The 12611-nt window shown below is 65.0% G+C and carries 17 protein-coding genes; 11 read left to right on the top strand and 6 right to left on the bottom strand.

Features of this window, described 5'->3' with window-relative positions:
• The first annotated feature begins 19 nt into the window (after positions 1–19).
• On the top strand, positions 20–1477 hold the full coding sequence (locus tag HHL28_RS07665) for an NADP-dependent isocitrate dehydrogenase (protein WP_075768971.1): 1458 nt from the start codon (positions 20–22) through the stop codon (positions 1475–1477).
• Positions 1478–1798: 321 nt separating this feature from the next.
• Positions 1799–2104: a GcrA family cell cycle regulator gene (locus HHL28_RS07660; protein ID WP_404326886.1), complete on the top strand. Its 306-nt coding sequence runs from the start codon at positions 1799–1801 to the stop codon at positions 2102–2104.
• Between the two features lie 46 nt (positions 2105–2150).
• Here the strand turns inward: HHL28_RS07660 and HHL28_RS07655 are convergent, their stop codons facing one another.
• From HHL28_RS07655 to HHL28_RS07645, 3 genes are all read right to left on the bottom strand, one after another.
• Positions 2151–2750: an exopolysaccharide biosynthesis protein gene (locus HHL28_RS07655; protein ID WP_075768973.1), complete on the bottom strand. Its 600-nt coding sequence runs from the start codon at positions 2748–2750 to the stop codon at positions 2151–2153.
• 126 nt (positions 2751–2876) lie between these two features.
• Complete coding sequence (locus HHL28_RS07650; RefSeq protein ID WP_075768974.1) at positions 2877–4094, bottom strand: NADP-dependent isocitrate dehydrogenase; 1218 nt, start codon at positions 4092–4094, stop codon at positions 2877–2879.
• A 125-nt stretch (positions 4095–4219) separates the two neighbouring features.
• On the bottom strand, positions 4220–4804 hold the full coding sequence (locus tag HHL28_RS07645; RefSeq protein ID WP_075768975.1) for an LOG family protein: 585 nt from the start codon (positions 4802–4804) through the stop codon (positions 4220–4222).
• Between the two features lie 184 nt (positions 4805–4988).
• Here HHL28_RS07645 and HHL28_RS07640 point away from each other — a divergent pair, with 184 nt between their 5' ends.
• From HHL28_RS07640 to HHL28_RS07630, 3 genes are all read left to right on the top strand, one after another.
• Positions 4989–5456, top strand: coding sequence for a c-type cytochrome (locus tag HHL28_RS07640; RefSeq protein WP_075768976.1), 468 nt, complete (start codon positions 4989–4991; stop codon positions 5454–5456).
• A gap of 21 nt (positions 5457–5477) precedes the next feature.
• A complete protein-coding gene (locus tag HHL28_RS07635; RefSeq protein ID WP_075768977.1) occupies positions 5478–6140 on the top strand; it encodes a cytochrome b/b6 domain-containing protein in 663 nt (220 codons plus the stop codon).
• Positions 6141–6229: 89 nt separating this feature from the next.
• The gene (locus HHL28_RS07630; protein WP_075768978.1) at positions 6230–7231 is read left to right on the top strand and encodes a LysM peptidoglycan-binding domain-containing protein; all 1002 of its coding nucleotides are present in this window, start codon (positions 6230–6232) and stop codon (positions 7229–7231) included.
• A gap of 3 nt (positions 7232–7234) precedes the next feature.
• Here HHL28_RS07630 and HHL28_RS07625 read toward each other — a convergent pair whose 3' ends face one another.
• The gene (locus HHL28_RS07625) at positions 7235–7693 is read right to left on the bottom strand and encodes a hypothetical protein (RefSeq protein WP_169654947.1); all 459 of its coding nucleotides are present in this window, start codon (positions 7691–7693) and stop codon (positions 7235–7237) included.
• A gap of 174 nt (positions 7694–7867) precedes the next feature.
• On the opposite strand from HHL28_RS07625, the gene HHL28_RS07620 reads away from it, so the two are divergent.
• On the top strand, positions 7868–8230 hold the full coding sequence (locus HHL28_RS07620) for a hypothetical protein (RefSeq protein ID WP_075768980.1): 363 nt from the start codon (positions 7868–7870) through the stop codon (positions 8228–8230).
• A gap of 106 nt (positions 8231–8336) precedes the next feature.
• Here HHL28_RS07620 and HHL28_RS07615 read toward each other — a convergent pair whose 3' ends face one another.
• Together HHL28_RS07615 and HHL28_RS07610 are read right to left on the bottom strand one after the other, a co-directional pair.
• Positions 8337–8594, bottom strand: a complete 258-nt coding sequence (locus tag HHL28_RS07615) for a hypothetical protein (RefSeq protein WP_075768981.1) — start codon at positions 8592–8594, stop codon at positions 8337–8339.
• A gap of 670 nt (positions 8595–9264) precedes the next feature.
• Positions 9265–9519, bottom strand: a complete 255-nt coding sequence (locus HHL28_RS07610) for a hypothetical protein (protein ID WP_075768982.1) — start codon at positions 9517–9519, stop codon at positions 9265–9267.
• Positions 9520–9690: 171 nt separating this feature from the next.
• Here HHL28_RS07610 and HHL28_RS07605 point away from each other — a divergent pair, with 171 nt between their 5' ends.
• The 5 genes from HHL28_RS07605 (at position 9691) to HHL28_RS07585 (ending at position 12565) form a co-directional block, all read left to right on the top strand.
• Positions 9691–9987 (top strand): helix-turn-helix domain-containing protein, encoded by a 297-nt coding sequence (locus tag HHL28_RS07605; protein WP_169654945.1) that lies wholly within the window; start codon positions 9691–9693, stop codon positions 9985–9987.
• Between the two features lie 215 nt (positions 9988–10202).
• The gene (locus tag HHL28_RS07600; protein ID WP_169654943.1) at positions 10203–10592 is read left to right on the top strand and encodes a hypothetical protein; all 390 of its coding nucleotides are present in this window, start codon (positions 10203–10205) and stop codon (positions 10590–10592) included.
• Positions 10589–10885: a hypothetical protein gene (locus HHL28_RS07595; RefSeq protein ID WP_169654941.1), complete on the top strand. Its 297-nt coding sequence runs from the start codon at positions 10589–10591 to the stop codon at positions 10883–10885. Before HHL28_RS07600 ends, HHL28_RS07595 begins: the two co-directional genes overlap by 4 nt.
• A gap of 174 nt (positions 10886–11059) precedes the next feature.
• Entirely contained in the window at positions 11060–11893 is an 834-nt protein-coding gene (locus HHL28_RS07590; protein ID WP_169654939.1) for a hypothetical protein, read from the top strand.
• A 159-nt stretch (positions 11894–12052) separates the two neighbouring features.
• Entirely contained in the window at positions 12053–12565 is a 513-nt protein-coding gene (locus HHL28_RS07585) for a hypothetical protein (RefSeq protein ID WP_169654937.1), read from the top strand.
• Positions 12566–12611: the final 46 nt, after the last annotated feature.

Raw genomic sequence — 12611 nt, 5'->3', positions numbered from 1 at the left:
TGACGGAAGGACCAATGACATGACCGAGAATACCCCCACCCCGATCACCATCGCCCGCGGCGACGGGATCGGGCCCGAGATCATGGACGCGACCCTGGAGGTGCTGCAGGCCAGCGGCGCCAACCTCGCCTATGAGGAAATCCAGATCGGCGAGAGCGTCTATAAGCGCGGCATCATGAATGGCATGGAGCCGTCCGCCTGGGAGTCCTTGCGCCGCACCAAGGTGTTCCTGAAGGCGCCGATCACCACCCCTCAGGGCGGCGGCTACAAGTCGCTGAACGTGACCATCCGCGGCGCGCTGGGCCTGTTCGCCAACATCCGGCCCTGCGTCAGCTACCACCCGTTCGTCAGCACCAAGCACCCGAAGATGGACGTGGTGATCGTGCGCGAGAACGAGGAGGACCTGTATGCCGGCATTGAGTACCGGCAGACCCAGGAGGTCACCCAGGCGGTCAAGCTGATCTCCCGCCCCGGCTCCGAGAAGATCATCCGCTACGCCTTCGAGTATGCCCGCGCGAACCACCGCAACAAGGTGACGGCGTTCGTGAAGGACAACATCATGAAGATCAGCGATGGCCTGTTCCATCGCGTCTTCGACGAGATCGCGGCGGAGTATCCGGACATTGAGCATGAGACGATGATCATCGACATCGGCGCGGCCCGCCTGGCCGACACGCCGGAGCATTTCGACGTCATCGTCACCCTGAACCTCTACGGCGACATCATCTCCGACATCGCAGCCCAGATCACCGGCTCGGTCGGGCTCGCCGGCTCATCCAACATCGGCGACCAGTGCGCCATGTTCGAGGCCATCCACGGCTCCGCCCCCACCATCGCGGGCAAGGGCATCGCCAACCCGTCGGGCCTGATCCTGGCCAGCGTCATGATGCTGGTCCATATCGGCCAGGCCCAGGCGGCGGAGAAGATCCATAACGCCTGGCTGAAGATGGTGGAGGACGGCATCCACACCGTCGACATCTTCAAGCGCGGCGTCTCCAAGGCCCGCGTGGGCACCCGCGACTTCGCCCAGAACCTGATCGACCGCCTGGGCGAGCGGCCCACCACCCTGACCCCCGCCAGCTATCAGGTGGGGGAGAAGGCCAGCTTCGCCGGCATCGCCCTGAAGGAGCTGCCGCCGGTGCGCAAGGTGCAGGTGGGCGTGGACGTGTTCGTGGACCACAAGGGTGGCAACGGCGACGACATGGCCGCCCGCATCCAGCCGCTGGTGGGCCAGGGCCTGAAGCTGGCCATGATCTCCAACCGCGGCCAGAAGGTCTGGCCGGAGGGCGCGCCGGAGACCTTCTGCACCGACCACTGGCGCCTGCGCCTGCTGGCTGACGGGAAAGACACAGTCGCCCCGGCAGAGGTGGTCTCCCTGCTCGGCCGCTTTGCCGAGTCGGGCCTGGACGTGGTACAGACCGCCAGCCTCTACACCTTCGACGGCGCGGCGGGCTATTCCGTCGCCGCCGGCCAGTAAGGGAAAACGGGGCAGGGGGCTTGGCCCGATCGTCAGGCCCCCTGTTGCCGGGATGCCGCTGAGTCGCCTTTCCAACTGCCGGAGTCGCACTTACCCACAGGATTCACCGGTCCCCCCTCTACCCAGATAGATACAAGTCTGGTAGCCTCCCAACCCGTGGGCCACAACATTTTGTGGGTTCGCGTGTTGTAGGGATTGCCAGCCTAGCCGGCGGCCACGACCGGCACCTTGAATTAGAGGGGGAGTGGGAGCGTGGAAGCGACTGAAACCACATGGTCCGATGAGCGGGTCGAGAAGCTTCGCCAGCTCTGGGGCCAGGGCATGAGCGCGAGCGAGATCGCCGACGCCTTGGGGAATGTCACGCGCAACGCCGTCATCGGCAAGGCGCACCGCCTTGGCCTGTCCGGCCGCCCGTCACCCATCAAGAAGAAGCCCAGCAAGGGCGCCACCATCCTGTCGCTGACCGAGCGCATGTGCAAATGGCCGGTGGGCGACCCGAAAAGCCCCGATTTCCATTTCTGCGGCAAGGCCGCCGTCCAGGGCCTGCCCTACTGCGCCGAGCACGCCGCCCTGGCCTACCAGCCCGCCAAGAAGCGCGACGACGACCGCAAGCTGGGCGTCGCCTGAGCGGGTACCAGATGTAGGGGGCTGGGGCCGTCGGCAGCCCCGCCCCTCATCGGGCCAACCAGTCCAGGAACCAGACCGCGGCGCCCACCATCAGCGCGTCGAACAGGGCCGCCACCAAGCTCATCAGCAGCCCGGCGACCACCGCCAGCCCGTCGCGGGCCAGCAATCCCAAACCGAACAGGATCACGCTGAGGCCCGGCAGCGTATTGCCCAGCGGGATCGGCAAGGCAATAAGCACGCCGTGCAGCAGCACCAGCACGCCCAGCAGGCGCAGCCACCCGGCCTCCGTCAGGTGGGACATGCGTTGCGGGCGCAGGCGCCTCTCCATCCATCGGACCGTCGGCACGGCCCGCCGTAACAGGTTGCCAACCCGCGACGCCTCTATCCGACGGCGGGCCAGCCATCCTGGCAGCCGCAATTCCCGGGCACCCAGGATCATCTGCAACGAGAGCAGTCCCAGCATGATGCCCGCCGGGATTCCGATGGGGATCCCGGGGGACGGGACCAGGGCGCAGACGCCCAGGATGACAAGCAGCAGGGCAAGGCCCTTGCCCTGCATCCGCTCCGCCAAGCCCTCCACAGTGACGGCCCCCTCGCCAAGCTCGTCGGCTAGGCGGCCAAGGCTTTCTGAAGGATAGGCGGACATCGGGGCTCCTGCGGCAGCTTCCCGAAGGTGGGGGCGCCCCTTCGGCCCGCAAGCCCGGCCCCACAAAAAGAAACCCCGGCCGCGAAGGGCCGGGGTCCTCGACTTTCGAATTCGAAACTCCGGGGCTTACAGCCCCATCTCCTTGCGCAGGTTCTCGTCGATCTTGGCCAGGAAGTCCTGGGTGGTCAGCCAAGGCTGGTCCGGGCCGATCAGCAGGGCCAGGTCCTTGGTCATGAAGCCGGACTCCACCGTCTCCACGCAGACCCGCTCCAGCGTCTTGGCGAACAGGGTGACTTCCGGCGTGCCGTCGAACTTGCCGCGGTAGTTCAGGCCCTGGGTCCAGGCGAAGATGCTGGCGATGGGGTTGGTGCTGGTGGGCTTGCCCTTCTGGTGGTCACGGTAGTGGCGCGTCACCGTGCCGTGGGCGGCCTCCGCCTCCACCGTCTTGCCGTCCGGCGTCATCAGCACGGAGGTCATCAGGCCGAGGCTGCCGAAGCCCTGGGCGACCAGGTCGGACTGCACGTCGCCGTCATAGTTCTTGGCGGCCCACAGGAAGTTGCCGTTCCACTTCAGCGCGCTGGCGACCATGTCGTCGATCAGCCGGTGCTCGTAGGTCAGGCCCTTCTCCTTGAACTTGTCCGCGAACTCGGTGTCGAACACCTCCTGGAACAGGTCCTTGAAGCGGCCGTCATAGGCCTTGAGGATCGTGTTCTTGGTGGACAGGTACACCGGGTAGCCGCGCAGCAGGCCGTAGTTCATGCAGGCCCGGGCGAAGCCGCGGATCGACTCGTCCACGTTGTACATGCCCATGGCGATGCCCGGGCCGTCGAAGTCGAACACCGTGTGACGGATGTTCGAGGTGCCGTCCTTGCTGGTGAAGGTGATGGACAGGCGGCCGGCGGACGGGATGATGAAGTCCGTCGCCTTGTACTGGTCGCCGAAGGCGTGGCGGCCGATCACGATGGGCGCGGTCCAGTTCGGCACCAGGCGCGGAACGTTCTTGCAGATGATGGGCTCACGGAAGACGGTGCCGCCCAGGATGTTGCGGATGGTCCCGTTGGGGGACTTCCACATCTGCTTCAGGTTGAACTCCTTCACCCGCGCCTCGTCCGGGGTGATGGTGGCGCACTTCACGGCGACGCCATATTCCTTCGTCGCCTCGGCCGCCTCCACCGTCACCTTGTCGTCGGTGGCGTCGCGGTGCTCGATGCCCAGGTCGAAGTATTTCAGGTCCACGTCCAGGTACGGCAGGATCAGGCGGTCCTTGATGAACTGCCAGATCACGCGGGTCATCTCGTCGCCGTCCATCTCCACGATGGGGTTGACGACCTTGATCTTCGGCATGGATACGCTCTCCCGGGCATCTCTTGGAAGTGGGTCGGGTTCGGACATGGCCCCCGACCGTGACGGCCGACCTTACCCCCAATCATCGAAAGGCCGCAACCTGACCCGACGCGCTTGGGGGCAGGTCAGAGCCGCGCGGTGTCCACCGCCTGCTGCGGCTCCGGCTCACGCCGAAGGGCCGGCAGGATGTCCTCCACCCGCTCGACGAAGGTGTAGAGCTGGTCAATGTCGCCGCGGCCGAAGCCGGTGTCCTTGAGGTGGGTCAACAGGTCCCGCAGGGGCTGCCAATAGCCGCCAATGTCGGCGATGATGATGGGCTTGTCGTGCAGCTTCAACTGCCGCCAGGTGATGATCTCGAACGCCTCGTCCAGGGTGCCCAGGCCGCCTGGCAGGATGATGAAAGCGTCCGAGCGCTCCACCATCATGCGCTTGCGGGTGTGCATGCTGTCCACCACATGCAGCTCCGTCAGCCCGGTGTGCTCCACCTCCAGCTTCTGGATATGCTCGGGGATGATGCCCACCACCTCGCCGCCCGCCGCCAGGGCCGCATCGGCCACGATGCCCATCAGGCCCACCCGGCCGCCGCCATAGACCAGTCCCAGGCCCCTCTCGGCCAGCGCGGTGCCCAGCGCGTGCGCGGCCTCCTTGTAGGACGGATCAACGGACCCGGAGGAACCGCAATAGACGCAGACGTTTCGGAGGGCGGTCATGGTGCTTCCTTCTGGTACCGAAAGTCGGGTGGCTAAGCCGCAGGTGGCAGGGCTTGCGCCATCCGGTCGGGGCGGGCACTCTGGCGGTGCGGGGACCCGGCCGGACGGCCCTACACCATCCACCCCGTGGAAACAAGACGGAGGGGGCCGAGGACCGGCCCCCTTTTCGGTGAGGAGAGACAGGATGACCCGTCGTTTCGGCATTACCACCGCCGGCGCCCTGCTGGCCGCGGCCCTGGTCGGCACCGTCGGCGTCGCCGTGGCCCAGGACACGGCGGAGGTGACGATCGAGCAGCGCAAGGCCAACTTCAAGCAGTTCGGCGGCGCCATGAAGGTGCTGAAGGGCTATGCCAAGGATGGGGAGGGCACCGCCGCCGACGCCTCCAAGGCCGCGCAGACCTTGGTGACCGTCGGTGCCGGCCTGCACACCTGGTTCCCCGCCGGCACCGCCGTGGGCGTGGGCAAGAGCGAGGCGCTGCCGGCCATCTGGACCAACATGGCCGATTTCGAGGCCAAGAACGCCAGCTTCCAGGCTGCCGCGAAGAAGCTGGCCGCGGTGAACTTCACCGACAAGGCCGCCACCGGCGCCGCCTTCGGCGAGGTCGGTGGCACTTGCAAGGCCTGCCACGACTCGTACAAGAAAAAGGACTGACCGCAGCCACAAGGGCCCGCCATGCCGAAGCGCCGTGTCACCGTCTGGGACCTGCCCACGCGGGTCTTCCATTGGGGCCTGGTCTTCTGTCTGGCGGGGTCCTGGTACACGTCCGGTGACGAGGACCGGCTGGAGACGCACCTGCTGTTCGGCTATGGGGCGTTGGCGCTGCTGCTGTTCCGGGTCGTCTGGGGCGTGGTGGGCAGCGACACGGCGCGGTTCGCCAGCTTCGTGAAGGGCCCGGCCGCCGCCTGGCTGCACCTGCGGCACCTGTTCGGGACCAAGGCGCTGGAGGCCCATGCCGGCCACAACCCGTTGGGCGCCTATGCGGTGCTGGCCTTGCTGGGGCTGGTGGCGGTGCAGGTGGGGTCGGGGCTGTTCCTGTCCGGCGGGGACATCGTGCTGGTGGAGGGCCCGCTCAGCCAGTATGTCGACCAGCGCACCGAGGACTGGCTGGAGACGGTGCATGAGACGGCCTTCATCCTGTTGCAGGTGATGGTGGCCGTGCATGTGCTGGCCATCGCCTTCTATGGCCTGTTCGCCCGGCGCGACCTGGTGGGGCCCATGCTGACCGGCCGGGCGGAGGTGGAGGGGGCGCCGCCACGCCTCGCCTCACCCCTGAAGGCGTTGCTGGTGGCGCTGGGGGCCGGCGGTGTGGTCTGGGCCCTGGCGACGCTCGCCTGAAGGGCTTACATCAGCGGAAGCCAAGGGAAAGCTGGCGGCGGCGGCCCCGGGCGGGTAGGCTGCCGCGTTCGTTTCCGTCGGGGGACAGTGTGAACCGGGCAATCCTTGCGGTGGCGGTGGTGGGCGGGCTGGCCGTGGCCGGCGGCGCCCTGTGGCTGTCCGGGGGGCAGGTGTCCGCCCCGGGGCAGGCGCCTGCGGGTATCGCCGCCGCGCCCGCGCCCCAGGCCCCCGCGGCGCCGACGCAGGCCCCGTCCGACAAGCCCAGCTTCGACGTGGTCCGGGTGGAGCCTGACGGGCGGGCCGTGATCGCCGGGCGGGCGGCGCCGGGCAGCAGCGTCACCCTGTTCGACGGCGCCAAGGAGCTGGGCAGCGTCACCGCCGACAGCCGGGGGGAGTGGGTCTACCTGCCCGACCAGCCCCTGGCGCCCGGCGGGCGGGAGCTGCGGCTGGAGGCCACCGGGCCGGACGGGCAGCGGCAGGACGGGCAGGGCACCGTCGTGCTGGTGGTGCCGGAGCGGAACCAGGACGTGGCCGGCCGGAAGCAGGGGGAGACCGGCGGCGCCCTGGCCCTGCTGACCGGGCCGGAGGGCGGGGCGTCCCGCGTGCTCCAGGCGCCGCAGGCAGGCGGGCCGCCGGGGGCGGTGAGCCTTGATGCCGTGGACTATGACCGGGCCGGCAACGTCACCGTGGGCGGGCAGGCCGCGCCGGGGGCGGAGGTGATGCTTTACCTGGACAATGCCCTGGTGGGCCGGGCCAAGGCGGACCCCGCGGGGCGCTGGAGCATCAGCCCGGGCCGCAACCTGGACCCCGGCAGCTATACCCTGCGGGCCGACCAGCTGGGGCCGGAGGGCAAGGTGGCCGGCCGGGCGGAGGTGGCCTTCGACAAGCGGCCCCTGCCGGAGAACGCCCTGGGCGACAAGGCGGTGGTGGTCCTGCCGGGGAACAACCTCTGGGCCATCGCGCGCCGGTCCTATGGGGAAGGGCTGCGCTACAGCCTGATCTTCCAGGCCAATGAGGGGCAGATCCGCGACCCGGCCCTGATCTATCCCGGCCAGATCTTCCTGCTGCCGCCGGAAAAACCAAAGAGTTAGGGGTTACAGGTACTGGCCCAGCACCCGCAGGTAGGGGCGGGCGTGTTGGAGGAACTGGACCGTTTCCCACATCAGGTCGTTGACCGTGAAGGAACCGGGGTGTTCGTGCTGGCCGAGCACCAGGATCTTCTGCTGTTCGTCCACCACGAAGCGGGCGCCGTTGATCCAACTGGCGGAGCGCAGGATGGCCTGCAGCTTGGCCCGCTTCTCCGGCGATTCGATGGTGTAGGGCATGTAGCCCACCTCCGCCCAGATCTGGAACAGGGTGGTCCCGTCCGGCTTGGGCGTGATCGCCACATGGAACAGCAGGCCGTCCAGGTAGAAGTGGTGGCGCGACGGTGGCGCCGGGCGGAGCACGATGACGTCCCCGTCCTCCTCCACCCGCACGGCCCCCGGCCCCAGGGGCAGGCCCTTCTCGACCTCCCGGGCCAGCTTGGCGACCATCTCCAGCGCCTGGGCCACGCGCAACCTCCCCACCGACCGAACGGATAGTGCTGATCCCTGATAGATCGGGGTGCCCCGCCGGGTCCAGCGATTTCCGCCATTGGCCCGCCAAGCCGCTGTTCTGCGCCCTTTCCTGTCCCGGCGGACAGGCGCATACTCCCGGAACCTCAGCCGCCCAGAGCCAGGACCCGCGTGGACGCCCAGACGAGCATCCCGTACCCCGACATCAGCCGCCTGCCGGACGACCAGGCCCAGGCCGTCAGCCGGCTCGTCCGGCTGGTGAACGAGCTGCGCCGCCGCCGCCCCGACCTGGACCGGGTCGCCGTCTCCACCGAGACGGCGCTGGACCGCCACGCCGCCCACCTGCTGGCCCAGCATATCGAGCGGCTGGGCCTGCCCTTCGAGCTGATGCTGAGCCCCTGGGACGGCCGCCAGTTCATGGAGGGCAAGGGCCATGACGGCCTGCCCGTGACCCCCGCCGCCCCCAGCCCGCCGGTGACCCCGGAGGCGGTGGCCGCCCGCGCCCGGGAACTCCGAGCTTCGCTCGGTCGCTAGCGTTCCCTCAGGCGCCGGGCGGGCGCATCCGCGCCCTTGGCTTACGCCGCCACGAGGCGGCGGGCCGGCGGTCGCCGGCCTGCGGCGACAAGCGCCGCCGCTCTGGTCAGGCGTTCTGCTGACCTTCCTCCTCCGCCAGCTCCCCCGCCAGGTCGGCGAACAGCCAGGGGTCGGCGGTCAGGCCCTGCGATTCGCAGATACGCACGAAGACCCGGTAGGCATGGCTGATGGCCACGTCCATTACGGCGCTGTCCGCCTCCTCACTGTGGCGGTCGGTGATGCCGCTCTCCTCCAACGTGCCCAGCACGTCCATCTCCGCAGCCTTCAGCACGGCTTCCATGGCCTGACGGTGAAGGGTCGACATCGCTCACATCCTTCCAATAGATCGGCTACCGGGGCCAACGGCCCGTCCTGCCCCAGGGATAACAGGGATCATGGGGCGAAAAAGCGGCATCCACGCAACGCAGCCCGTCCGGGTAGGCACGCCCCGGGGCCCGGGCCGGTGACGCGCGGTGACCTAAGGAGACCTTAAGGTGACCAAAGGTGACGCTTAAGGTGACGCGTGTCACATCCCAAGTACCTGACGCGACAGCGATTTTTGGCTTAACGAGACAAAGGAGACGCACCCGCGACGGTGTCACCTTTGTCTCCTTAACACATCCCCCGAACCCCACCATGCCCAAGACCCGGCCCCGCCCGGTGAGGGGCGGCGCGGGGGTGAGTGTGGCATGGGATAGGAAAATTGTCCAGTTGCAGGCCCTCGTCGGGCAACGGACAGCGGGTTTCTGGAACGCAGAGGACACAGAGGGCCGCAGAGGACACAGAGGGGCCGTGCCCCGTTGCCATCGGGCACGTCCGGGGAGGCTGTCGCGCCGCAGGCGCAAGCATTCTCATGCGATGGGTGGCCTTCAGCGACGGCCCCCCACGTCACCCGGTCCCCAGGATCAAGAAGACCTCCCTGTCCTCTGCGGCCCTCTGCGTCCTCTGCGTTCCGAAACGAGCGACCCGCCTCGCGACCATCGTCGAAAGAGCCGTCACGACCCCCGCCGCGGCAGCAGCCACAGCAGCAGCACGCCCAGGGCCATGGCGGGGACGGCCGCCGTCCAGAGCTGGGGGAAGAAGAACCAGGGCGCCCCGTCCGGCGGGCCGAAGGGCGCGCGCAGCAGGGAGAGGATGAAGCCCCGGTCCGGGTTCATCCCGTGCGCCCAGGGCAGCGCCACCAACAGCACCGTCCCCCCGGCCACCACCAGCACCTTCGCCAGCGCCCGCACCCCCTCCACCAGACGCATGTGCCCCCTCCGCGCTTGCCGATCCTGTGTTGGGGTGGGTAATATGACCCGTGTTTCTTCCCGATTTGAGAGACATGAAAACCGGGAACCGTCTCGTGGTCAAGCCCGAGAACCCGGAGGAAACTCCGGATTATGGATGAGCAAACCAGACGCGGAGTGCGGATTCGGGAGTTGCGGAAGGCCCGACGCCTGACGCAGGAGGAGCTTGCCGGCCGCTCGGAGCTGGCCCCCGAAACCATTTCCGCCCTGGAGCGCGGCGAGAACCGCCCCAGCATGAAGACGCTGGAGAGCCTGGCCACCGCCTTCGCCATGCCGGTGCACGACCTGATCGCCTACATCGACGACCCCGACGACACCCCCCGCCGCCGGCTGGAACGGGAAATTCAGGACCTCTGCCGCCAGTTGGACGACAAGGCGCTGGAGCTGGTGCGGGGGCAGGTGGGCTGCGTAGTGGCGTTCCGCTCGTAGGTCGGATTAGCGGCTTGCCGCGTAATCCGACGGCAGGCGCCGTCGGCGTCGGATTACGGAGCCTCGCGGCTCCAAATCCGACCTACGGGGGTCATCTGACCTGCGTTGACACGGTGCGGGTGTGTGCCCATGCTCTTGTCATGACCCTTGCCCAGCATATCCAAGCCCTCAAGGGGCCGATCCAAGCGCTCGTGCCTTCGAGCGTGGGGGATGCCATGCCTGGACAGGAGTTGGTGGCTGCCCTGGGGGAGTTCAGGCGGGCGGTGGAACGGCTGGCGCGGGAGGCGGTGGCGGAAGCTCTGGGCACCCCGGGCCGCACCCTTGACGACCTAGACCAAGACGCCGACGCCCTGTTGGGGCTGGAGCAGGAGTTGCACGCGCGGGTGCGGCAGGCAGTCCAGCGGGCGGAAGCAGCCGGCGTTGCCACGGCACTGGTGGAGCAGGCCGAGGGGCAGGGGCTGGCAGCCCTGCGGGCCCTGCGGGATGCGCGTCTGCGTGTGGTCAAGGTCCATGCCGACCGGATGAATGCCCAGCAGGCCCCCGGGCCGGTGTTTGATGATGCGGATGCCGCGATCCGCTATCTGCGGGATCAAGCGGCCGAATGACTCCGCGGCGTGTGCGGTTCCGTCCGTCCTTCCTCCACGCCCGCAAGAAGCTGACCCCATCGCAACAGGCTGCCGTAGATACGGCCGTCCAGCACTTCATCAACCGCAGCAACGAGAACGCGCTGCGGGTGGAGTACAAACAAGGCCTGGATTGCTGGGCGTTCCGGGTGAACAGCGGCTGGCGGGTCTTCTATGTGCTGGTCAAGGAGATGGACGGGAAGGTAAGTGAGCTTTTCCATGTTGGCCCGCATGATGATTACGACACTGTGCGGGCGAAGGTGCCGCGGCATTGAGCCGTTGGCGCTACACATACCTTTCCATTGAACCTTCACTCAAATCCGAGTCAATGCTGCATACTAAAGAGTTGAAGAGTATGGCGCGCACTCCCTGATCACTAACTGCTCGGGATTGACAGAAACTACCATAATGGGTAACACCTTGGAGGTGATGAACTAGGAGCGTAGACGATGCGTGAATTTCATCTGTATCGTTTTCAGATTTTTCCAACGCAAACCGACATGTTCGATAAAACGCCGAGACCCCAGGATATACTCCGCGAAATGGTTGAGTCCAAGCCTGAAAGGCAGTTAAAGACGAAAACTTGGTTAATAGGTAACTACGAAAGCCTTTTTGACTCGATGTGTTTCTTTAAATTCGGCAAGAAATCCCACATTAAGGTTCCTAAATATAAAGATGGTGTTTTTTCTGAATATGACGATGAAGCCACGCCATTTACCGAGATATTCCTGGACTATGAGACAGAGGTTTGTGCCATTGCTCGGAAGAGTAGGGTTGCCGAAAGCGCCAACGGGATTGCTCGTCAATTAACTGCAGTCTTATTGCTTTCGCCGGTTGTTGAGAAATTCGGTGTGCAGTTCTATCTTGAGCCGATGAGAGATCCGCAGGGATTGATCGAGCGCCTGAGCCAGAATGTCGAAATACACAAGTTCTACTTTACAGTTCGGAAGCCGAACATTATTGACATGTCAGACTTTACTAACCCGTTGAAGCATTTAACCAAAGCAATGAGAGGCGATACGACCACGGCTGTGGTGGACGGTGTTGGCTTGAAAAACGATTTTGCAGTGGGGTTGACACGAGAAGCTGCTGCTTCGGGCCAAGATGCAGGCGCTGTATATCGAGAAGTTGGAAGCAAGAGAAAGCACAAAAAGTCATTAAGTAAAAATCCAGTTCTTGTAAGGGCGACTGAAGAAGAGGTTGCAGAACAGAAACATCAGATTGCACGTAGGATCAACAAAGCCTATGAAGACACCCGATATGGCTCTAAGAACGGTAGATAGGCAGTTCCCGCCTAACTTCTGGCGGTGGCTATTGGGTCGTGGATATAACTATCCCAGTTCCTGCGCGCGTTTAGTCCTTGGATATACTTAGACCTGGGAATTAGCGTATGTTTCCCACTGGTCATAACCGCTTCACCAAGTGACGTAGCGAAGGCGGTAGTGCTCCCGCTTTCTGCTATATTCATCGGGTTAACGATCTCTTGGAGCGCAAACACCCAAGCATTAATTCTATCGAAAGAAGTTGTAGCTCTATCAGAATTAAACCCTGATGGCTTGGAAAACTATGTATTCCCTTTCCAATATGCAATATTGATCTTTCTAATCGCTACCTTATCTTGGGCGGCTCTTGCCACTGGTTATTTTGATCCTCCGTCAGGAAAAGCAGTGCCTACCTGGTCGCAGAGTTTGATCGCCGACGTAACTATCTTGGTTTGTACCTTTTTCGGATGCATTGCAGTTCGCACAAGCTGGCAAGTGGTCGGACTGGTGGCAACTATACAATTTGTAATTACTCAAATGCGCAAGCAAAATTTGGTCGAAACTGAAGAATTAGATGTCGAGAAACGTCAGATGCTGACATATATTGCGAGTCTACAGGAACAAATATTGGAAAAAGACGCCGCCAATCAAAAGAGCAAACCGCGCCAAGTGCTGCCGGCATCTAAAGATTAGAATGGCCTGCAAGATTTTAACTCATTTGTATTTAAAAAGTCGGGTT

The organism is Aerophototrophica crusticola, from assembly GCF_012913305.1.
GTDB classification, from domain to species: domain Bacteria; phylum Pseudomonadota; class Alphaproteobacteria; order Azospirillales; family Azospirillaceae; genus Niveispirillum; species Niveispirillum crusticola.
The sequence above is the reverse complement of the archived record's forward strand: the minus strand, read 5'-3'. Positions and strand labels throughout refer to the sequence as shown.

Bases quoted from the DNA above. Each gene is read 5' to 3' on its own strand.
- HHL28_RS07665 (WP_075768971.1), top strand. From the start codon at position 20: ATGACCGAGAATACCCCCACCCCGATCACCATCGCCCGCGGCGACGGG.
- HHL28_RS07660 (WP_404326886.1), top strand. From the start codon at position 1,799: ATGAGCGCGAGCGAGATCGCCGACGCCTTGGGGAATGTCACGCGCAAC.
- HHL28_RS07655 (WP_075768973.1), bottom strand. From the start codon at position 2,750: ATGTCCGCCTATCCTTCAGAAAGCCTTGGCCGCCTAGCCGACGAGCTT.
- HHL28_RS07650 (WP_075768974.1), bottom strand. From the start codon at position 4,094: ATGCCGAAGATCAAGGTCGTCAACCCCATCGTGGAGATGGACGGCGAC.
- HHL28_RS07645 (WP_075768975.1), bottom strand. From the start codon at position 4,804: ATGACCGCCCTCCGAAACGTCTGCGTCTATTGCGGTTCCTCCGGGTCC.
- HHL28_RS07640 (WP_075768976.1), top strand. From the start codon at position 4,989: ATGACCCGTCGTTTCGGCATTACCACCGCCGGCGCCCTGCTGGCCGCG.
- HHL28_RS07635 (WP_075768977.1), top strand. From the start codon at position 5,478: ATGCCGAAGCGCCGTGTCACCGTCTGGGACCTGCCCACGCGGGTCTTC.
- HHL28_RS07615 (WP_075768981.1), bottom strand. From the start codon at position 8,594: ATGTCGACCCTTCACCGTCAGGCCATGGAAGCCGTGCTGAAGGCTGCG.
- HHL28_RS07610 (WP_075768982.1), bottom strand. From the start codon at position 9,519: ATGCGTCTGGTGGAGGGGGTGCGGGCGCTGGCGAAGGTGCTGGTGGTG.
- HHL28_RS07600 (WP_169654943.1), top strand. From the start codon at position 10,203: ATGCCTGGACAGGAGTTGGTGGCTGCCCTGGGGGAGTTCAGGCGGGCG.
- HHL28_RS07595 (WP_169654941.1), top strand. From the start codon at position 10,589: ATGACTCCGCGGCGTGTGCGGTTCCGTCCGTCCTTCCTCCACGCCCGC.
- HHL28_RS07590 (WP_169654939.1), top strand. From the start codon at position 11,060: ATGCGTGAATTTCATCTGTATCGTTTTCAGATTTTTCCAACGCAAACC.